The following is an 18,815-nucleotide window of genomic DNA, read 5'->3' as shown; positions in this document are numbered from 1 at the left end:
GGCCAGATCAGCTGCTGGTCTTGGGTGCGTGGACCACAAGAACCGGGCAATCGGCGTGGGCGACACACGCGGAACTTACCGAACCCAGAAGCAGCCCTCCAAAGCCCCCGTGGCCGCGCCTGCCAACAACCAGCATGGCCGCGTCCTTGCTGGCATCAAGCAGAGTCTGGCGCGGTGCACCATTGACCAGGCGGGTCCGCACGTTGGACGGGCGCTCTGTTCCAAAGGCGTCCTGCACCGCCTGGGCGAGTATTTGTTCCACCTTCTCCTCAAAGCCTTCGATGCCCATCATCGCGTAGCCGTCATACAGCTGCGGCTGCTCCCAGCAGGCGAGGGCATGGACTTCGGCTCCGAGTGCCGCGGCAAGGCGTTGTCCTTGTCTCAGCGCCTCAACTGATGCCGGGGAACCATCGACCCCCACAACGACGTGGGATCCGGGGTTGTCCTGCATGGCATTTCTCCGATCAATTAGTAGTGGTTTCCGTTTGCTGGCCGGGAATCATCTGCAGCACGCGCAGTGCGGCGAGGCTTGACAGTGAAGCTACCGTGACAGCCATCAGCAAGCCCGCCAAGAGGTAGGCGGCGATCAGCGTTGGAAGTGCCGTCGTCTCGTCGATGAACGGCGACGGCGCGAAAGTCCACAGGATGGCCACTGCCCAGATGCCGGCATTAGCGGGTATCCACCAAAGGGAAGGCCGGACAACCCTTCGCAGGACAAGCCACTGTAAGGCTGGAATGGACACCAGCAGCAGCACCGCTCCAACCAGGATCCATGGGATCACCGATGGCGAGCCGGGGTCGAAGCCGGCGATGGTGCTGGGCAGCATGCCGATGGACCAGGCCACAGCGGCGCCTGCTGCTGTGGCCGCCACCCAGGAGGACCGCCGTACCACCGAAGAACCGAAACCGATCGACTGCCCCAGCCCGAGCAGCGCCCCCTCGCACGCTCCGGCAGCGATCATCAAAGGGTAAACAAGGAAACCGGGCGCAGCGGCCACTGCGAGCACTCCACCCACGGCGGCCGGGATCGTAAAGCCGAGTGCCTCGCCAGCCGTGACTGCAACGACCCATTTGCGGAGGAAAGCTTTACGTTGCAGACCAGGGGCGTCGCCGGCATTCTTCATCGGGCTCCGGTAACACCGGAGCCCGGGCCTTCACCCACGCGCCTGCTCCCGCTTCTCACGTCGTCTGGCCGGCGTCCTTGGGCTCGGAAGACGCGGAGTCCAGCGGCGGCCACCAGTTCACTGGCGAGCTGATGAAAAAGCGGCGGCCGCTGATTTCTTTCGGGGTGACCCGGACGAGCGTGTCTTTCGCACCAGGCTGCCAGGGGGACAGGCCTGCCTCTGCAGCCTCCTGGAGTTCCTCGCCGTTCGTTACCACCTCAGCGGAACCCTTGATAACAACACTCCAGGCGATGGTGCCGTAACTGTTTAATCCGTCCGCTTCCAGCACCACGGCAGGTGTTGCCTGCAGGGCGTCCAATTTGGTTCCGGGGCCGGTCCGGAAGATGACGGTCCCGTAGTTGGGCACATAGTTCACGGGGAAGATGTCCATTCCGTCGCTGCCCGTCACGGCCACCCTGCAGACGGAGACTGATCGAAGGTATTTCCAGCAGTCATGAACGCTGAGGTTTTCAGTTGTTTGTCCTGGCTCGACGGTATCCATGGGCCTGAGCCTACACAGGGGGCCAGCCTTACAATAGGGGCGGCCTGGCCACGTTGTACTCGATCGAATCGAGGACAAAGCGCAGGTAGGAGTAGTTCCCTGCCGGTGCGTGCCAGATCCCTTCGCCGGAACCCATGAGCCGGTGCACTCCGAAGCTCCGGTAGGCAGTCAACGGAGTGGACCACCGCATTTTGGTGAATGATCGTCCATCCGACGACGAGGCGCCCCGTCCATCGGCAACGAAGTTGATCAGTTCCCCGAGCTCCTTGAACGAGAGGACGGCGCGGATGGTGCGGCCGGCATTGGTGAAGGACGCTTCCACCGACTTATCGTCGATCTCGCGCCACCGAATGCTGCCGGCGATCAACGCGCCCGGCGCCAGCACGCAAAGATCGTTGAAAAGCGTGACCGTCTCCGCCTCGTCCATCTCCGGGCCAGCCGCGTTCACCAAAGTGACCAGCGAGGCGACTTTGACCCTCATCGTCGCGGACGGGCCGACAAAACGGTGGAAGGCCTGGAAGGGTACTCCGGATTTTGAGGCGTCCATGAGGAACAGGCGTGAGGGACGGTCGTAGGCGTTGTGCTGCCGGCCTGTGAAGGACATCCAGGACGAGTCCGGCCCGCTGCGGATTTGTCCGTGGTAGCGGGCCGAGAAATTTTGGACTTTCGGTAAACCCACAGCGCCGCTGCGGCGGATGTAGCGCTGCACCACGGCGGGGAGGTGCACGAGGTCGGCCTCGGTGAGCAGCATCGTGGGGACGGATCGGGCAAGGTCTTGTGCGACCTCACGGTTGTACTCGGCGTGAAAGCTCCGGGGCCCCGAGGACAGAAAGCCGAGGACCAGTCCGGCAAGCAGGATGATGTTCGGGATGGTCCCGTACCCGGCGTCAGCCCACGAAAAACTAATTGCCAGCTGGGACAGGATGAGCGCGGAAATGCCGAACACCAGCCACAGCCGGGGCAGGACGAACAGGGAGACCGCGGTGGCCAGGATCAGCACCGCTGCGAGAAGCCAAAGAACGCCCTCGGGATGGGTGATTGGCTGGGTCAGCTGGGCAACGTCGGCGAGCCCGAGCCCCTTCGCCGCGCCCAGCAGATGAAGAAGACCATGGAGGCCGAGAAAAAGGGCAAATAGTATTCTCATGTCATCTCGCGTCCTGGGCGGTGGCGGGGTTGGCACCCCTCCTCTTCCCAGTGTGTGCCCCTTCACCGGCGAAAGAGTCCACAAGTCATGCTCATTCTGACCGTGACTGCCGGTCCTCGACTTTAAGTTGCGGCCCGAACCGAATGGTCCCCTTGCGTGGGGCGGGGAGGCCGGACGTACGCTTAGGGCAACTCGTGCAGTCAGCGATGCCGCCGAACGCAGCTCCCAGGCGGGGGCGCCTTGGCCGATCGAAGGAACGACGATGAAGGCACTTGTCTACCACGGTCCTGGCCAGAAGGCATGGGAAGAGGTACCCAATCCCAAGATCCGGAAACCGACCGACGTCATCGTGAAAATCGAAACAACCACCATTTGCGGGACGGACCTGCACATCCTCAAGGGCGACGTGCCGGCAATGGAGCCCGGCCGCATCCTCGGGCACGAGGGCGTGGGCACGGTCACTGAAGTGGGGTCAGCAGTAACCGGCCTCGTGACCGGTGACCGGGTGATCATCTCCTGCATCTCCGCGTGCGGGCATTGCGATTACTGCAAGCAGGGAGTCTTCGCACATTGTCTGGGTGAGGAGGGGGCCTCCGGGATCGGCTGGATCCTTGGGCACCTCATCGATGGGACACAGGCCGAGTTTGTTCGCGTCCCGTACGCAGAGACTTCCGTGTACAAAATGCCCGACGGCGTCACACCCCAGGCGGGCACGATGCTGTCCGACATCCTGCCCACCGGCCATGAGATCGGAGTGCAGTACGGGGCCGTCAAGCCCGGTGATGTCGTCGCCGTGGTGGGTGCAGGTCCCGTTGGACTGGCGGCGATCACCACCGCGGGACTCTACGGTCCATCCCGCATCATCGCGGTGGACGTGGACCGGAACCGGGTGGAGCAGGCCAAACGGTTTGGTGCCACGGACGGCGTGGTGTCCACCGATGCTGGCTGGAAGGATCAGGTGCTCGCCCTCACGGATGGTCTCGGCGTCGACGTAGCCATCGAAGCAGTGGGTATACCGGAGACCTTTGCCATGGTGCTGGACATTGTCAGGCCCGCCGGCCACGTGGCCAATGTGGGCGTACATGGCAAAGGTGTTGACCTGCCGTTGGACAAACTCTGGATCTCGAACATCACCATCACCACGGGGCTGGTGAATACGAACACCACCGGCACGCTACTCAAGCTCGTCGCACAGCAAAAGCTGCAGGTGGACCCGTTCGTCAGTCACGAGTTCGACCTCGACGACATCGAAAAGGCGTACGACACCTTTTCCCGGGCCGCCGAAACCAAGGCACTGAAGGTGATGCTCAATGCGAGCGCAACCACGGAGGCACGGCAGGAAGCAGCCACATGAAGATGGCCCCGCCCCGGACCGTGGCCGGGCGCCCAGGAATGTCACCGCGCTGGATGCGGGAACCGGGATGACCGGGCAAGAGCACGCGGCTGTCCGCATGGCGCACCTGTCGGAAAGGGCAGGACTGTCCACTGACGATGTTGCCGTGCGCATCGAATCCGGGTTGACCAACGTCACGTCAAATGATTCCAGCCGGAGCCTTTGGGACATTTTCCGGGCCAACGTCCTGACTCTCTTCAATGCCATCGTTGCCGGCAGCTTCGTGCTGCTGCTTTTGTTCGGCCAGTGGCGGGACGCGTTGTTCGGATTCGCGGCCGTCAGCAACGCCCTCATCGGTGTCGTCCAGGAATACAGGGCCAAAAAGTCACTGGACCGCCTGGCCGTCCTGAACTCCCCGCGGGCACGGGTGCTCCGGGACGGCGCGGTTCAGGAGATCCATATCGAAGACGTCGTCCGCGACGATGTGCTGGTCCTCCGCGCCGGAGACCAGGTCCCCGCGGATGGGGTGATTCTGGACGCCGACGGCCTGGAGGTCGATGAGTCTTTGCTGACCGGCGAATCGGACGCCGTGCAGAAAGCTGCCGGTGCTGAAGTGCTGTCCGGCTCCAGCATCGTCTCGGGCCAGGGAAGAGCTGTGGTGACCCGCGTGGGCGCGGAGTCTTTCGCGAGCCGCCTGACAGCCGAGGCGAAGCGGTTCTCCCTGGTGCAGTCGGAGATCCGCCGGGGGCTTGACCGGATTCTTCGGTGGATCACCTTGGCGCTGCTGCCCATCATGGCCATCGTCGTCAACGGGCAGATGCAGGGCCAGGGCGGATGGCAGCAGGCCATAGCAACGGGAACCTGGAAGACTGCGTCCGTGGGCGCCGTCGCCAGCGTCATAGCCATGATTCCGCTGGGCCTGGTCCTGATGACGAGCGTCGCCTTTGCTGTGGGCGCCGTCCGGCTGGCACGCCAGAAGGTGCTCATCCAGGAGCTTGCTGCTGTGGAGGGCCTGGCCCGGGTGGACGTGCTGTGCCTGGACAAGACCGGGACCCTCACCGTGGGCAGGATCGTCTTCGACGCCGTCCACGAGTTGGATACAGAAGCACCGGCAGGATGGAAGCAGGCGCTTGGATGGTTTGGCGCCGACCCGAACGCCAACGCCACCGCCCGGTGCCTCACGGAAGCGTTTCCCGCGGATACGCTCCGTCCGCTCGATTCAGTGCCCTTTTCGTCCGGCAGGAAGTGGAGCGCCGTCAGTTTCCCTGCCGGCACCACCATGTCCGGGACATGGCTGCTGGGGGCCCCGGAGATTGTCCTTCTCCCGGGAACGCCCGAGCCTGACAGTACCCTCCGGACGGCCGCCGGACTTGCCTCCACAGGATTACGGACACTAGTGCTCGCACACGCCCCCGGAACAAGCTTCACCCGAAACGACAACGAAGAAGTGCTTCCGGCCCAGGCCGATCCCGCCGTACTTTTGACCTTTCGTGAGCAGGTCCGTCCGGACGCCGCGCAGACGATGTCCTTTTTCCGGGACCAGGGCGTGGAGTTGAAAATTATTTCCGGTGACGATCCCCGGACCGTGACAGCTGTTGCCCGGGAGGTAGGGGTGGAAACCGATGGAGGCTTCGACGCCCGGGAGTTGCCCGAAGATCCCGATGAGTTGGCTGATGTCATGGAGCAGCACACCGTCTTCGGCCGGGTCACTCCTGCACAGAAGAAGGACATGGTCCGGGCGCTGCAACGGCGAGGGCACGTGGTGGCGATGACCGGTGACGGCGTCAACGATGCCCTGGCCTTGAAGGAAGCGGACATCGGCATCGCCATGGACTCCGCCGCCGCCGCGACCAAAGCCGTATCGCGGCTCGTCCTGTTGGACGGCAGATTCGACAGGCTCCCGGGGGTGGTCGCGGAAGGCCGGCAGGTGATCGCGAACATCGAGCGGGTCTCCATGCTGTTCCTGGCCAAAACCGCCTATGCCGTCATCCTCTCGGTCACTTTCGGGGCGCTGCTCTGGGGATTTCCGTTCCTTCCCCGCCAGCTGTCCGCCACGGACGGCATCACCATCGGAATTCCGGCCTTCTTCCTGGCGCTGATGCCGAACACCCGCCGCTACCGGGCCGGATTCCTGAAGCGCTCACTGTCCTTCGCTGTCCCTGCCGGGCTCATCATCGCGCTCGCCGTCCTCAGCATCAACGCCTATGCCTTGTTGGCCGGTCAGGGCACCGGGCCCGCCGTCCGGACTGGTTCCGTTCTTGTCCTGACCCTTATCGCCTTGTGGGTGTTGGTGGTTCTCTCGCGCCCCTTGAACCGCTGGCGGATGTTAATTGTTGGCGTGATGTATGCCGCTCTTGCCATGTTGCTGACAGTGCCGCTGCTCCGCGATTTTTTTGATTTCACCCTGCCCGAACAAGAACACCTGACAGCGACGGCGCTGATCGCCCTCGCCGGCTGCCTCGCCGTCGAACTCCTCCATCGGGCCCACAGACGGTACCTCAGCAGGGACCGCGCCCCCACTGCCTAGGATCGCAAATCCGCGGAACCACCGTGCACCCCGCGGCGTGGACCGGAGGCTTAGTCTGAGTCATGAACCATCAACAGAAGACCTGGCATGACAAACACAAGGCCTCTCTCACCAGGGGGCAACGGGCGGCTGACGTCATGCGCAACGGCATGGGAAGCTGGCCGTTCGTTGGAAGCTTCATCGGGTTCATGTTCATCTGGGCCGCAATCAACACCTGGGCGTTGGCCAGCCAGGCCTGGGACCCATACCCCTACATCCTCCTGAACCTCCTGCTCTCCATGTTGGCAGGACTCCAAGGCGCCATACTGCTCATCGCCGCCAAACGGCAGGACGCCATCGCCGCGGCCATGGCCCAGCACGACTACGACACCAACACCAAGGCCAAGGAAGAGATCGAACTTCTGATAACCATCAACCGTGAGCAGCTCGCAATCCTGCAGGAGCTGAAGAAGGTGGCGGCGTTCGAGGGCCTGCACCTCCATGGCCGCGCAGACACCCAAGAGGCGTAGGCAGGCCTAAGCCGGCTTGATAGCGCGGGGGTTCCGTCCGGATGCGTGCGCGCGCCGGTAGATGAAGTATTCGGCCACAACCAGGCTGAGCACCCAGGAAGCGCCGATCAGCAGCGCCCGAGTCAGCTCGGTCACCGGCCCCACCAACACGATCCAGGGAATGGTCACCACAACGATGGTTCCCTGGGCGATGCCGATGGCGTACGCCCGGGACATCCACTCGCTGTGCCGGACGTAGTTCCTGCGGCGCACCTCAATGAATCCCAGGGCGATAAACGCCACCATCGCGGACCCGAACACCAGCCGAAGGACAAGCAGCAGGGTCCCGTCCAGGGGCGGGAGGTCGTAGAATACCGCCATCCACAAACCGGACAGGGCCGCGAGCAAACCTGTGGGGGCAAGGATGCGGCCGGCGACTTTGTGCCAGCTCGGCCTGCCGCGCTTGCCTCGGCGCAGCGGGGGAACGAACTGGAACGCGCCCAGCACCAGGTACAGGGTGACTGTGGGGATATGGATCAGCACGGGGATGGGCGCATTGAAGAACCGGGCGTTGTCCGGCCTGATGTGGCCGCCGGACAGCTCGGTGAGCCGGACGGTCCCGGCGATGATCGGCACGAGGCTGAGGAGGATCAGGGCGGCGGGCACGAGCCATTTGACCCTGGGGTTGGGGCGGATGCGGGGGATGGTTGCAGTTGCCATGAGCGGCTTCTCTGAAATGACTGGGCGTTGGCGTGGACAGCATTATCCATACAGGCCTGACGAGCTGAGCCAAGCGCTGACAGCCGGAATAACGGTGCCCAGCAGCACCCTGTTTAGACGGCGTACGCCCAACCTACTGCACATGGATCCGGTAAGCGATAGGCCAAAGGTCCCTGCCGGATCCAGTGGCAGCCGCCCTCCCTGCGGGTGGTCCGATTTAGGGGAGGCTGGTCCCAGCAGCCCATTGCACGGGTGCGGGCGCCGGGTCCACTATTAAGGCTCGGGAAGGCTGGGGCCTCATGAGTGCTCACCGCCTGAGGATCAAGGATTCGTTATGGACAATGCTCCCCTTCTCCCGAACCGACGAACGCTGCTGAAATCAGCCGGTGCGGGCGCCGTCGGCTTACCCTTTCTGACCGCTTGCAGCGGGGCATCGGCACAGGCTGTTGCTGCATCGGCGCCCGCATCACTTCTCCCGACCCCGCCGGGACAGGTTCCACCGCTGCTGGACCGGGCGAAAGTGGACCGTGCCCTGGCCAGGCTGGAGGGATTCATCCAGGACGCCATGGCCAGTACCGGCCTGCCGGGGACGGCCGTTGCCGTGGTGTACCGGGACGAGGTGGTGTTTTCCAAGGGTTTTGGGGTCCGGGAAGTCGGAAAGCCCGAAAAGATCACTCCGGACACGGTGTTCCAGGTGGCTTCGGTGTCCAAGCCCCTGGCTTCCACCGTGGTGGCAGTGGTGGTGGGACAAGAAGTCATCAAATGGACCGACCCGGTCATCGAATACAACAGCAACTTCGCGCTCAACGATGAGTACGTCAACCGGAACGCGACCTTCGCTGACCTGTTGTCCCACCGCACCGGGCTTCGAACCGGTTCGGGTGACCTGCTGGAGGACCTCGGCTTCGACCGTGACTACATCCTGTCCCACCTGAACCAGCAACCCCTTGATACATTTCGGGCCAGCTACAACTACAGCAACTTCGGCTTCACCGAGGGCGGGCAGGCAGCAGCGGATGCCATGAACTTGGCCTGGGAGGACCTGGCGGACGCGATCCTGTTCCGCAAGCTGGGCATGTCCGCGTCCAGTTACCGCCTCGCCGACTATGAAAAGGCCGCAGACAAGGCCGTGCTGCATGTGCCGGTGGGGAACAAGGAGTGGGCGGCGAAATACCACCGCGACCCCGACTCCGAAGCCCCGGCGGGTGGAGCCAGTTCGTCGGTCCGGGATCTGGCCCAGTGGCTCCGGCTGCAGCTGGGCAACGGCCAATATGAGGGACAGCCGATCATTGATCCCGCTGCCCTGCAAACAACCCGCGTCCCCCATATCGTTTCCCGGCCAGCGGCAGCCCCCGCAGCCCGGTCAGGTTTTTACGGGCTGGGCTGGAACGTTTCCTACGATGACCAGGGCCGTGTCTCGCTGGGACATTCGGGCGCGTTCAACCTCGGCGCCGCAACTGCCGTTTCCATGCTTCCCGGTGAACAACTGGCCATTGTGACCCTGACCAACGGCCGCCCGCAGGGGATTCCGGAAGCCATCAACGCGGACTTTATGGACACGGCCCAGCACGGCTCACCCACCGTGGACTGGCTGCCTTTCTTCGCCGGACTCTTCAAGCAGCAGGACGAGGCCGACAAACCCGAGGTCGATTACACCAAACTTCCGCCCAAGCCGGCCCCTGCCAAACCGAACAGTGCCTACACGGGCACATATGACAACCCCTACTACGGCCCGCTCGTGGTCTTCGAGCAGGACGGGCGGCTGGCCATGCGGATGGGGCCTGCCGATAAACCCACCACGTTCCCCCTCACCCATTTCGACGGCGATACCTTCAGCTTCGAGTCCATCGGCGAGAACGCCAACGGCCCGGCCGGCGCCATCTTTGCTGCACCAGGCGAGGGCTCCTCGCCGAGCGTCACCCTGGACTTCTACGACAGAACCGGGCTGGGAACCTTCGCCCGGGATTCGTAGCCGTGCGCTCCCGGCTAAGGGACGGGCCGGCAGACGTCCGCCACAGCGCGGGTGGAATGAAAAATAGGAAGGAAAGAGCATGCCGAAGTATCTGTTTGAAGGAACGTACGTGGGCCCGGGCGTCAAGGGGCTGATGCAGGAGGGCGGCACCAAGCGGCGTGACGCGCTGGCGGAGGCCCTCAAGTCTGTAGGCGGAACGCTGGAAAGCTTCTACTACGCCTTTGGTTACTACGACGTCCTGGGCGTTTTTGAGGTCCCGGATGATGCGAGTGCCGCAGCATTGTCGCTGCTGATCAACTCGACGGGAAACGTCAACGTCCGCCTGAAGCCGCTCCTGACCGTGGAAGACCTCGACGAAGCCGCCAAGAAGACCCCGTCCTACCGCGCCCCGGGACAGTAGGGGAGTTAGGCACCTGGCCGGCGGGCCGCCGTCGTGATGTACGACGGCGGTCCGGTCGCCTTGTGCTTCACAGGGGCGGCCAGTTCTCCGCGCCCGGTCCGTCGAACAGCGCGCTGGTGCTGCTCTGGGGCACCACGACGTGGACGGCGTTGCGCTGGATGGTGAAGTCGGTGGGCGTCACGGCCGCAATCTCGCCGTCGAGGTTCACGGGCAGCGGCGGGTCGGTGACCAGCCGGACAGCCCGGCTGGTCAGGTGGTGCACGCGGTCGTGTTTGATGAAGCTTCCGTCCTTGAGCAGCCGGGCGATGCTTACGTGTTCCCGGAGCGGCCCGGCCACGATGGCATAGATGTCCAGGGTGTGGTCGTCGATCCCGGCAGTTGGGGAGACCGTGTTGCCGCCGCCGTAATGCCGGCCGTTGCCCACGGCCACCTGAAGCAGGTCCTCGAGCTCCATCGGCTCATGGTCACCCTCGGGGAATTCAAGGCGGGCTTGGAACGACTTGTGCCGGGCATAAGCCGATAACGTGGCGATGCTGTACGCCAATGGCCCGATGTACCGCTTCAGGCGGGGGCTGAGGGCTTCCGTCACAGCCACCGACAGGCCTACGGAGGCGACGTTGAGGAATGGTTCACCGTTGGCGCGGCCGAGGTCGATGTCCACCACCTTCCCGTCGGCGAGGGCAGCGCAGGCCTGGGAAAGATTGCCCGGTATCTCCAGCGTGCGGGCGAAGTCGTTGGCGGTGCCCAGCGGGAGAACACCCAGCACAGTGTTGGTGCCGGCAACCCGGCCGGCGGCGTAGGACACAGTCCCGTCGCCGCCGCCCACAACCACCAGGTCGTGCCCGTCCGCAAGCACCCGGTCAAGCGTTCCGGCCAGGTCCGCTCCGGAGTGCACAGGATGCACAGCGGAGACCGGCACGCCTGCCTGTCGCATGGTGTCCACGGCAAGTTCGTTTGCCGCTCCCCGGCGTGATCCGGCGTTGATCACCACGGCGGCAGAGCGTGCGTCCCGGGCAGCCTTCATGTTGGCCATGTTAGGCGGTGGACCTGTGAATTCCTCTTGGGTGGGGTCTTATCCCCGATGTTCCAAGGCAAGGCGGTTCTACTAAGGTGACGAGGGAAGATGGGCACTCAGGAAGAACCCTCGATCTCGCGGTCCCCATTCGATGCTTCCCCCAGCCACTTCCACGCGCTCTTTGAGCCCTAGGAGCCCATAGCCTGAAGTACCCTCCAGATGGTTCTCGGGCCTGCCGGCTCCGTCATCGGAGATATTGAGGGTCAGCGTCCGCGGCTCCCATCGAACATCGATGAGCGCAGTCGTTCCTGATCCGGCGTGCTTGGAGATATTCGTCAGCGACTCCTGCACAACACGGTACGCAGCATGGCCCACGCTGGGATCAAGCCTGCCAACTTCCCCGGATGCCCGCACGTCCACCTGCACTCCTCCTGAACGGACAGGCTCGATCAGCGAATGGATATCGCCCAGGGTGGGGAGCGGGGTTTGCTGTTCTTCGTCTGAGTTCTTACCGGGTGGCTTCAGCAGCCTCAGGAGGCGGCCGAGTTCCTGAGTCGCCTCCGTGCCAACGGACTCGATCACCTCCAGGGCCTGGGCGGCCCGTTGAGGATCGGAATCAATAACCCTGCGCCCGCCGGCCGCGTGCAGCATCATCACGGTGACGGCATGGGAGACGATGTCATGCAGCTCCGCGGCGATATGGGCACGCTCCTGCGCTACGGCCAGTTCGGCCTTGCGCTGCTCTTCTTGAAGGGCGCTGATCCGTTGCCGGTTCCGGGCCACAAAGCGGCCAAAACCCCAAGCTCCTCCCATCCACATGACTCCGGTGAAGATGAACCAGGCATCGTCAAAGGGTGTGCCCCGCGACGAAATAAGGACGGGAAGGGCAACCGCGGCCACGAAGGCAGGCACGGAGTACGGCAGCGGCCGGTCCGATGCTACCGCCGCCAACGCAACCAGGACAGCCATGACCGGCATGTAAGGAACGTGGAAGAGGTCTGAGAAATTGAAATAGTTCGGAGTGAAGAACACCACGAAGAGTGATTGATGCAGCAAAAGCACGGCGAACACCATTAAAGGGGCGCGGTGCCTCCAACGGAGCGCGATGAAACCTGATGCTACGTAAACAACAGCTGCCACGGCCATGGCTCCTGACAGCGAGCCAGAAGCGGCCGGAATAAAAGCCGACAGCTCAACGACGAAGGCTACCAGCACCACGGCAAGATCAGACCTGGTAAAGCCGAGTGCGCCCGTGAACCGCGCGGGGCTATGGTTGGCCGCCTTGATCGGCAGAAGTTCTCGGATCATTACCCACCTCACAACCGGGGGCCGTGGGACAACGGCCTTGTCCCCGTCCCTAGTCTGCGCCCGCTCGTACCGGACGTCATCCATCCCCGGTATGGCAGTGACGTACACCTGCGGGTTCAGCGGACGTTCCGCAGCCTCTCCCAGGCCGAGTGCCTAAGCAGTACCGTCCGGCTTGACCAGGCCCGACCGGTACGCCGCTGCCACAGCCTGCGCCCGGTCTGCTACTCCGAGTTTCATGAGGATGCGGTGCACGTGCGTTTTCACAGTGGCCTCGCTCAGGAAAAGCTTGCCTGCGATCTGGGTGTTGTTCATTCCGGTGGCAATCGCGGCGAGCACTTCCCGTTCGCGCCGTGTCAGCTGATCCAGCTCGGCGTGGCCGGGAAGGTACGGTTCCGGCCTGTTCGAGAATTCCTCAAGGAGCTTGCGAGTGATATTGGGGTCAAGCCAGCCTGCTCCCTCGGCAAGGGCACGGATGGCGGAGGCCAGGATGCGTGGCGCCGAGTTCTTAAGGATGAAGCCGGAGGCGCCTGCACGGAGGGCGGCGTGGACGGCTTCATCCTCGTTGAAGGTGGTCAGGATGAGCACGGGTATTGCTTCCGTACGGCCGGCATTGAACTCTTCGGACGTGAGGACCCGGGTTGCCGCGACGCCGTCCATCACAGGCATCCGAATATCCATCACCACAACGTCGGGCTGGAGCCCTGCCACCGCTTCGACGCCGGCGCGGCCGTCGCCAGCCTCCCCAACCACCTCGATGTCTGGCTCCGACTCCAGCAGCAGGGCGAGGCCGGCCCTGATCAGGGCTTCGTCGTCAACCAGGACCACACGAAGGCGGCGCTCGGCTTCACCGGCCGGCACGGGCGCACCGCTTCGTGTGCCATCCATGAGTGGACCTTATCCATCCGCGAACTGAAAAGCTACGGTCAGGTGGGTCTGGCGGGCGGAGGATTCCTACGCCACGGGATGTAGCTGTTGAGCGCGCCGCATCCACTGTGGATGTACGCCGGAATGGCTACCGGGGGTCGACGCGGCACATGGGTTCCGCGATCAACACTGATGGCTATCAACTCCGTGAAGTCGACGGTCATGGAGGAGAAAGCCAAGGAGCGCCATGGCCCACAACTTCAGACACCTGACAGCACGGCTGACCATCACCATCCTCCTCAGCCTCGGCCTCATTGCGACAGCTCCCTCCGAGGGCACACAGGAAAGCACAGTACCTCCAGCACCAACTGGCTGCGACGTCCAACATCAGCAGGACCATACGGACACGCCGCTGGAAGGCTCACCGGAACTCTGGAAGTTTCGCCGCCTCACGCACAGATGAGGCCGTAAAGATCAGTGACGCCAGCAAGTGAAAGGAATCATCATGAAAACCCGTCCAGACCCAGCAAACGGCATGGAATCCGGCGGCCGCAGAGGCTCGGGACAGCCGGCGGCAAGCGGAGCCATCACCGCCATGGACAGGGTCGGAGCCTTTAGCGGCGCCGCCTTCGTACTGTTGGCCAACGTTGGCAGCGCCTTGGTGGGTGAGGCTTCCACCCGTGTGGAACCGCCCGGACAGCTGATTCTGGATGAGCAGCAGAGAATCGCCGAGAACCCGTGGTCGCACGTGGCGTTTGCTGTGTTGGTCCTCGCTCAGTTGGCCTTCATAGTATTCATTGGCTACCTGTACACGCGGTTGCGGGACGCCGGCTGGCTGGCAACCACCGCGCTCGTTGGAGGGATCGCCGCGATCATGGCGTATTTCGTCTCCATGTCCATAGTGATTGCCGTGTTCGTCCTTCGGGGTGACATCTCACCGGAGCTGGCCCGGGCGCTCATTGACCTTGATGGAGCCGGACACCTGGTGCAACTACTGCCCCTGGGAGTGTTTGCCCTGTTCGCATCTGCGGCAGCGATGGTGACCGGCGCGCTTGGACGGGTGCTGAGTTGGGCCGGCATGGCGATCGGCGCCACGAGCATTGCCGTGCTAGCCGCAACCGGACTTCCCGCCAACGAGGACTTCTTCCTCTGGCCGTTCCTGCTGGTGGTGCTGTGGATGGCGGTGGTCAGCCTGCGCTGGGGCTTCGCCCGGATCCGCCCCCGGGTCCGGAGTGCCGTCGAGCCGGCGAATCCGGTCACCAGCTAACTTGTGTGACATGGCAAGCGAACCCGGTAGCAGGCTGCCATGGTTTCCCGCAGCATGTTTCGTCACTCTTCTGCCCTGCAGCATGGTCCTGTGCCTGGATCTTTATCCAGGCACCACCTACATGGACCATTTGTCCTCCACGGTGGTTCTCTTTGCAGGACTCCTTCCGGCATTGAAGCCACTGCCGGGCCGAACGATGCCCGACGCCATGGCGGAGGGGCGGCAGGGCCAGCTCAATTACGCCATCCGTTCCCGAGTCCTGCCGCTGGCCAGTCTGTTCGGTGACTGGCGCGACGAACTCGCACAACAGCGGGAGACGTATTCGCTGGCCCTCCGCGCCTTGCCGGCAGTGACAGCGGTAGTCATCCTGATCGATGTCTATGGTGTTCTCCGCGATCCCGAAAGGGGTCTCTTCTTCCTCTGCTGTGCCGTGGCCACCGCAACATTGGGGGTAGCGGTGTTTGCATTCTCGGCGGTACGGCTGAGGAACATTTACGCGGTGGAGGGCAAGCTGCGCGAACAGATCCTGCTACTGCATGTTGATCGCTGAGACAGGGCACCCGGCCGGTGGACCGCCGTCGTAAAGTACGACGGCGGTCGCTGGCAACATGCGGTGGGGTCACCTTGGGGCGCAGCAGGACTCCAACGGCGGGACGAACCGGCGTTAGGAATGCAGTAGGTCAACGGCTCCGGAGGCAACTTGCATGCTTTCCCAGCCACGGCGGGCAGCCGCTGCGGTGGGAGGATCCACCAGAGTCCCCTTGTTCTGCAGGATGGCCACGAGGGTCGCGTTGACGACGTCTTCGCGGAGCTCGTTCAGCCAGGTGCCACGGATGTTCGGCATGACCGGCACCCGGGCACGGGAAGTCAGGAAGTGCCCGCCTGCCAGAGCGGCGGCGATGCAAAGGGCTCCGACGATGAGGAGCTTCAGGATGTCGTCCGGGCTTGTGGCCACGACGAACGTGGGCAGGGCAATCAACGCAGCCATTAGACCTAGTCGAAGTGCCATGATCTCCCGGGCACTGCCCGCAGCCCTGCGCCTGGCCATCGTTCCGGCCAACGCGATGTCCCGAACAGCTTGTGCTTTGATACGCCATTCCCGCTGCGAACCAAGGTGGATCCGCACGAGGGCCCGCGCCGCGGCCAGTTCCTCCGGGTTGTCGTCCCGCAGCGCTTCCACCGCCGGATCTGGTTTGTCAGCCCAGGCGCTTCTCAGCCGGCGATTCATGGCGGCCGCCAAAGCATCCAGGCTTAGTTTTGCAGCGCCACCTGCTGCTTCTTCGATGGATGCAGTGACTGCCGGCGCTGTCTGCTCGTGTGCCGTTGGCTTGGTCCTGTGCCCATAGCGTGGCGAGCCGTCGGCGAGTTGGTACTCATTGCTCATGGGTCCCCTATAAATGTGGTCGAAGGTGCGAGCGTTCCTCAGTTGCATCACTAATGTCCCGTCCTCGGGCACGTCCCACAGCATTGCACTTGTGATTCGCGTGGTGTGGTGCAACTACTTCGTCACATGGACTACTACGGCCTTATCCAATGCTTGTTCCATACCCGCGTTATCGATTCCGGTGACTGTCCAATTGCTAAGCAGCAGCACAGTCTTTCCGGTGTTGGAGTTGTAGACAACTTTCTTAAAACCGAGCGCAGTAAGGTCGTCATCGAGTGCTTCCGCATTCATCCCCGCAACGCCGGCGGGGATGACAGCGGTTGCCGGAGTGACCGCAGCAGGAGCCGGGGCTGCAACGGCGGCGGGTGCCGCGGGTTCAGCTGTAACGGTTGCTGTAGCCGTAACTGTTGCCGTTGCTGTGACCGTCGCTGTGGCCGTTTGCGTCACCGTATGTGTGACCGCGGGAACTGCTTGTGGCGACCCCGCAGCGCAGCTCGAAAGGGCAAAGCACAGGAGTGCGCCACTGGCAAAGGTTGTGAAGACTTTCAAATTAATTCCCCTAGATCTTTTAAACAAAATCGATGCCCCGTTCAGGCGCCTGTCAGCTCGAGGTTTAGACGAAAACGGCATTCACAAGTGGTTATAGGACCCCTGGACACCAGCCAGGGGTCCTATTTGGCCTCGAATGCTTTGATGGCTCGGTTGCTCAAGGTAAGCGGTGGCATCAACGTTGACGCCGTGCTCGCTGGAAACCGAGCAGACCTCTAGAGGCCAGTCGTGCTCGCTCCGTACTCTGCCTGCTCAGGCGTAAAGCCGTTGTACAGCAGTTGGTCAACGAGCCCGGAACGCGAGAAGGAGGTGAATTCGAGGTAGCTCTTGGCCTTCTTGGCTGCCTGCTCGTTCCAATCGACGGTCACGCGGTCAACAGCCCACGTTGCGTCCGCCGATGAGAACTTGTTGTACTCCAGTTGCTCGATCAGGCCTGTACGCGAGAAGGCAGTGAAATCGAGGTAGCTCTCGGCTTTCCGCAGCGCGTTCTGCTGGCTGACCGTGCCCTTCCTTGCTGCGGCCTCCGCCTCCGCAGCTGCTTTAGCCGCTGCGGCGTCAGCTTCAGCCTTGGCTTTGGCAGCTGCTTCGGCCTCGGCTTTTGCTTTGGCTGCCGCGTCGGCCTCGGCCTTAGCGGCGGCGTCAGCTTCGGCCTTTGCCTTAGCAGCCGCAGCTGCGTCGGCCTTAGCTTTTGCAGAGGCTTCAGCTTCGGCAGCAGCTACAGCCGGATCCTTCGTAGACGTAGTCGTAGGCGTGGCAGATGCGGATTGAGCTGCAGTGGCCACCTTGGGAGTGGAAGCAGCGGGCGCAGACGAAGGGGCGGAGCCCGCCCGGGCGGAGTTGACCACGATGCTCAAAAGAATAAGGACGCCCGTGACAATCAGCGCGATCTTCCGGTGCCTGTAGTAGCCCTCCAGCGGGAGACCCTGCTTGTCCCTCATCTTGTTCGTGAGAATCAGAATGAGGTCAACCAATGCCCAAATACCGAAGCCTCCGAGCGTAACCAGCTTCAGGATGCCAGTTCCCACTTTGCCCAGATAAAAGCGGTCCACTCCGAAGACTCCGACGAGCAGGGAGAGCAGCCAGGCCGTCAGGAACGATTTGTTACTTATCGGTGGCTGGGCATAACCGTAGTTTGGGGGAAAGGGAGCGGTATAGGGTTGCTGGCTCATGAGAGTCCTTCCGTAGGACACCTGACCGACGTGCGATGCGAAGCGTGCGGGGTGGGTGCGGTGATGGACGCGCATTGAGGAAATCCAGCGTGAAGTGCAGACCGAAGAAGCAGTACACGGATCCAGCCGACAGACACAACATCTTCGCTTCCCCCAATAGCGTGATACAAGCAATTATGTTCTGCGAAAATGCTCGCAATATGGTTCCTTGCACAAAACTGCGGGAATCTTGATCACTATGCGACCCCGTTAAGGAGCACTTATGAATACTGCATCGTCAGCATCTAGCTCAATCGTGGGAAAGCTTCTCGAGGAGATCTCTTGGGAGAAAGCCCGGGACTATCGAACCGGTGGCCAAGGGCGTGAGAATGTTTTGACCGCTGAAGTGCTGGTGGGATTGGACTTCTTGCCCAGAACCTATTTCCTTGCTGCAGTTATCCGCGCTGCACATGGCGCGGATGATGCCCGAGCCAGGCTGGCTGCGGAAGCGGAGCAATTGCAGATGAATTTCCTGCCGGGCGATTTCAGCTTCGGTTCAGGTGCTGGCAGAGCGGCTTTGGTGGTCCAGCCCGACGCTATCTTCGAGACTCCGAGTACGTACACACTGGTCGAAGCTAAACGAATTAAGTACGGCAGTTTTCAACCCGAACAACTTGCCCGGGAATATAAACACTGATGGCCAATGCCGGTTCCGCTACCCCTATTCTCCTGCTCCTTGGCGTGGTGCCCCCGGTCCGTGTCAAAGGCAATGGCCAACTCGAAATTGTCGAAACTGTGGGAAAGTTCCTGGGCCAGGTCCTCGAACGCGTAGGCAACGAAACGCTTCCCTCGGAGGCTGAGCTTATGGCGCGCATTCCGGATGTCTTTTGCTGGATATCCTGGCCGGAGTTAGATAAGTGCGTTCGCGACGCGGCAAACAGCTACACGGCTGGTCAGGACTCTGGAGATGCTTCTGTTAAACGCATCGCCGCCTTCATCCACAACGCAGTCGCGTGGCATGGGTGAAGGCT

The 18,815-nt window shown here is 62.7% G+C and carries 21 protein-coding genes; 10 read left to right on the top strand and 11 right to left on the bottom strand.

What is annotated here, in order from left to right:
* Positions 1-7 precede the first annotated feature (7 nt).
* The 4 genes from FNL14_RS04000 to FNL14_RS03985 are packed head-to-tail and all read right to left on the bottom strand — an operon-like array spanning position 8 to position 2,809.
* Positions 8-451, bottom strand: coding sequence for a universal stress protein (locus tag FNL14_RS04000; RefSeq protein WP_142057842.1), 444 nt, complete (start codon positions 449-451; stop codon positions 8-10).
* Positions 452-464: 13 nt separating this feature from the next.
* Positions 465-1,124, bottom strand: coding sequence for a hypothetical protein (locus FNL14_RS03995; RefSeq protein WP_142057840.1), 660 nt, complete (start codon positions 1,122-1,124; stop codon positions 465-467).
* A gap of 55 nt (positions 1,125-1,179) precedes the next feature.
* Entirely contained in the window at positions 1,180-1,665 is a 486-nt protein-coding gene (locus tag FNL14_RS03990) for a pyridoxamine 5'-phosphate oxidase family protein (protein WP_142057838.1), read from the bottom strand.
* Between the two features lie 28 nt (positions 1,666-1,693).
* On the bottom strand, positions 1,694-2,809 hold the full coding sequence (locus FNL14_RS03985; protein ID WP_142057837.1) for a DUF6544 family protein: 1,116 nt from the start codon (positions 2,807-2,809) through the stop codon (positions 1,694-1,696).
* A gap of 262 nt (positions 2,810-3,071) precedes the next feature.
* Between FNL14_RS03985 and FNL14_RS03980 the strand changes: the two genes are divergently transcribed.
* From FNL14_RS03980 to FNL14_RS03970, 3 genes are all read left to right on the top strand, one after another.
* Positions 3,072-4,163: a zinc-dependent alcohol dehydrogenase family protein gene (locus tag FNL14_RS03980; protein WP_142057835.1), complete on the top strand. Its 1,092-nt coding sequence runs from the start codon at positions 3,072-3,074 to the stop codon at positions 4,161-4,163.
* A 67-nt stretch (positions 4,164-4,230) separates the two neighbouring features.
* Positions 4,231-6,669, top strand: coding sequence for an HAD-IC family P-type ATPase (locus FNL14_RS03975; protein ID WP_142057833.1), 2,439 nt, complete (start codon positions 4,231-4,233; stop codon positions 6,667-6,669).
* A gap of 62 nt (positions 6,670-6,731) precedes the next feature.
* The gene (locus FNL14_RS03970; protein WP_142057831.1) at positions 6,732-7,178 is read left to right on the top strand and encodes a DUF1003 domain-containing protein; all 447 of its coding nucleotides are present in this window, start codon (positions 6,732-6,734) and stop codon (positions 7,176-7,178) included.
* A gap of 6 nt (positions 7,179-7,184) precedes the next feature.
* Here the strand turns inward: FNL14_RS03970 and FNL14_RS03965 are convergent, their stop codons facing one another.
* Positions 7,185-7,877 carry a DUF2306 domain-containing protein gene (locus tag FNL14_RS03965; protein WP_142057829.1) on the bottom strand — a complete coding sequence of 231 codons (693 nt, stop codon included), beginning with the start codon at positions 7,875-7,877 and terminating at the stop codon, positions 7,185-7,187.
* Between the two features lie 334 nt (positions 7,878-8,211).
* Here FNL14_RS03965 and FNL14_RS03960 point away from each other — a divergent pair, with 334 nt between their 5' ends.
* Complete coding sequence (locus FNL14_RS03960; protein ID WP_142057827.1) at positions 8,212-9,849, top strand: serine hydrolase; 1,638 nt, start codon at positions 8,212-8,214, stop codon at positions 9,847-9,849.
* 79 nt (positions 9,850-9,928) lie between these two features.
* Entirely contained in the window at positions 9,929-10,249 is a 321-nt protein-coding gene (locus tag FNL14_RS03955) for a GYD domain-containing protein (protein WP_142057825.1), read from the top strand.
* 67 nt (positions 10,250-10,316) lie between these two features.
* Here FNL14_RS03955 and FNL14_RS03950 read toward each other — a convergent pair whose 3' ends face one another.
* The 3 genes from FNL14_RS03950 to FNL14_RS03940 form a co-directional block, all read right to left on the bottom strand.
* Positions 10,317-11,273 carry a lipid kinase gene (locus tag FNL14_RS03950; protein ID WP_142057823.1) on the bottom strand — a complete coding sequence of 319 codons (957 nt, stop codon included), beginning with the start codon at positions 11,271-11,273 and terminating at the stop codon, positions 10,317-10,319.
* Between the two features lie 81 nt (positions 11,274-11,354).
* Complete coding sequence (locus tag FNL14_RS03945) at positions 11,355-12,572, bottom strand: sensor histidine kinase (protein WP_181762537.1); 1,218 nt, start codon at positions 12,570-12,572, stop codon at positions 11,355-11,357.
* Positions 12,573-12,725: 153 nt separating this feature from the next.
* Positions 12,726-13,457, bottom strand: coding sequence for a response regulator transcription factor (locus FNL14_RS03940; RefSeq protein WP_142057819.1), 732 nt, complete (start codon positions 13,455-13,457; stop codon positions 12,726-12,728).
* A gap of 226 nt (positions 13,458-13,683) precedes the next feature.
* Between FNL14_RS03940 and FNL14_RS03935 the strand changes: the two genes are divergently transcribed.
* The 3 genes from FNL14_RS03935 to FNL14_RS03925 are packed head-to-tail and all read left to right on the top strand — an operon-like array spanning position 13,684 to position 15,253.
* Positions 13,684-13,899, top strand: a complete 216-nt coding sequence (locus FNL14_RS03935; protein ID WP_142057817.1) for a hypothetical protein — start codon at positions 13,684-13,686, stop codon at positions 13,897-13,899.
* Between the two features lie 42 nt (positions 13,900-13,941).
* Positions 13,942-14,703, top strand: coding sequence for a hypothetical protein (locus FNL14_RS03930; RefSeq protein WP_142057815.1), 762 nt, complete (start codon positions 13,942-13,944; stop codon positions 14,701-14,703).
* A gap of 10 nt (positions 14,704-14,713) precedes the next feature.
* Positions 14,714-15,253 (top strand): hypothetical protein, encoded by a 540-nt coding sequence (locus FNL14_RS03925; protein WP_142057813.1) that lies wholly within the window; start codon positions 14,714-14,716, stop codon positions 15,251-15,253.
* 114 nt (positions 15,254-15,367) lie between these two features.
* On the opposite strand, the gene FNL14_RS03920 is transcribed toward FNL14_RS03925, so the two are convergent.
* The 3 genes from FNL14_RS03920 to FNL14_RS03910 all read right to left on the bottom strand — a co-directional run bounded on the left by FNL14_RS03920 (position 15,368) and on the right by FNL14_RS03910 (position 17,805).
* Positions 15,368-16,087 (bottom strand): hypothetical protein, encoded by a 720-nt coding sequence (locus tag FNL14_RS03920; protein ID WP_142057811.1) that lies wholly within the window; start codon positions 16,085-16,087, stop codon positions 15,368-15,370.
* A gap of 114 nt (positions 16,088-16,201) precedes the next feature.
* Entirely contained in the window at positions 16,202-16,534 is a 333-nt protein-coding gene (locus FNL14_RS03915; RefSeq protein ID WP_142057809.1) for a hypothetical protein, read from the bottom strand.
* Positions 16,535-16,851: 317 nt separating this feature from the next.
* A complete protein-coding gene (locus FNL14_RS03910; protein WP_142057807.1) occupies positions 16,852-17,805 on the bottom strand; it encodes an Ltp family lipoprotein in 954 nt (317 codons plus the stop codon).
* Positions 17,806-18,067: 262 nt separating this feature from the next.
* On the opposite strand from FNL14_RS03910, the gene FNL14_RS03905 reads away from it, so the two are divergent.
* A complete protein-coding gene (locus tag FNL14_RS03905; protein WP_142057805.1) occupies positions 18,068-18,481 on the top strand; it encodes a hypothetical protein in 414 nt (137 codons plus the stop codon).
* Positions 18,481-18,810, top strand: a complete 330-nt coding sequence (locus FNL14_RS03900) for a hypothetical protein (protein WP_142057803.1) — start codon at positions 18,481-18,483, stop codon at positions 18,808-18,810. Before FNL14_RS03905 ends, FNL14_RS03900 begins: the two co-directional genes overlap by 1 nt.
* Positions 18,811-18,815: the final 5 nt, after the last annotated feature.

It is taken from the genome of Pseudarthrobacter sp. B4EP4b (genome assembly GCF_006680095.1).
Taxonomy (GTDB): domain Bacteria; phylum Actinomycetota; class Actinomycetes; order Actinomycetales; family Micrococcaceae; genus Arthrobacter.
This window is presented reverse-complemented; position numbering and strand designations above follow the sequence as displayed.

Bases quoted from the DNA above. Each gene is read 5' to 3' on its own strand.
- FNL14_RS03905 (WP_142057805.1), top strand. From the start codon at position 18,068: ATGAATACTGCATCGTCAGCATCTAGCTCAATCGTGGGAAAGCTTCTC.
- FNL14_RS03940 (WP_142057819.1), bottom strand. From the start codon at position 13,457: ATGGATGGCACACGAAGCGGTGCGCCCGTGCCGGCCGGTGAAGCCGAG.
- FNL14_RS03920 (WP_142057811.1), bottom strand. From the start codon at position 16,087: ATGAGCAATGAGTACCAACTCGCCGACGGCTCGCCACGCTATGGGCAC.
- FNL14_RS03985 (WP_142057837.1), bottom strand. From the start codon at position 2,809: ATGAGAATACTATTTGCCCTTTTTCTCGGCCTCCATGGTCTTCTTCAT.
- FNL14_RS03945 (WP_181762537.1), bottom strand. From the start codon at position 12,572: ATGATCCGAGAACTTCTGCCGATCAAGGCGGCCAACCATAGCCCCGCG.
- FNL14_RS03935 (WP_142057817.1), top strand. From the start codon at position 13,684: ATGGCCCACAACTTCAGACACCTGACAGCACGGCTGACCATCACCATC.
- FNL14_RS03995 (WP_142057840.1), bottom strand. From the start codon at position 1,124: ATGAAGAATGCCGGCGACGCCCCTGGTCTGCAACGTAAAGCTTTCCTC.
- FNL14_RS03960 (WP_142057827.1), top strand. From the start codon at position 8,212: ATGGACAATGCTCCCCTTCTCCCGAACCGACGAACGCTGCTGAAATCA.
- FNL14_RS03965 (WP_142057829.1), bottom strand. From the start codon at position 7,877: ATGGCAACTGCAACCATCCCCCGCATCCGCCCCAACCCCAGGGTCAAA.
- FNL14_RS03910 (WP_142057807.1), bottom strand. From the start codon at position 17,805: ATGAGCCAGCAACCCTATACCGCTCCCTTTCCCCCAAACTACGGTTAT.
- FNL14_RS03975 (WP_142057833.1), top strand. From the start codon at position 4,231: ATGACCGGGCAAGAGCACGCGGCTGTCCGCATGGCGCACCTGTCGGAA.
- FNL14_RS03900 (WP_142057803.1), top strand. From the start codon at position 18,481: ATGGCCAATGCCGGTTCCGCTACCCCTATTCTCCTGCTCCTTGGCGTG.
- FNL14_RS03925 (WP_142057813.1), top strand. From the start codon at position 14,714: ATGGCAAGCGAACCCGGTAGCAGGCTGCCATGGTTTCCCGCAGCATGT.
- FNL14_RS03930 (WP_142057815.1), top strand. From the start codon at position 13,942: ATGAAAACCCGTCCAGACCCAGCAAACGGCATGGAATCCGGCGGCCGC.
- FNL14_RS03955 (WP_142057825.1), top strand. From the start codon at position 9,929: ATGCCGAAGTATCTGTTTGAAGGAACGTACGTGGGCCCGGGCGTCAAG.
- FNL14_RS03990 (WP_142057838.1), bottom strand. From the start codon at position 1,665: ATGGATACCGTCGAGCCAGGACAAACAACTGAAAACCTCAGCGTTCAT.
- FNL14_RS04000 (WP_142057842.1), bottom strand. From the start codon at position 451: ATGCAGGACAACCCCGGATCCCACGTCGTTGTGGGGGTCGATGGTTCC.
- FNL14_RS03950 (WP_142057823.1), bottom strand. From the start codon at position 11,273: ATGAAGGCTGCCCGGGACGCACGCTCTGCCGCCGTGGTGATCAACGCC.
- FNL14_RS03970 (WP_142057831.1), top strand. From the start codon at position 6,732: ATGAACCATCAACAGAAGACCTGGCATGACAAACACAAGGCCTCTCTC.
- FNL14_RS03980 (WP_142057835.1), top strand. From the start codon at position 3,072: ATGAAGGCACTTGTCTACCACGGTCCTGGCCAGAAGGCATGGGAAGAG.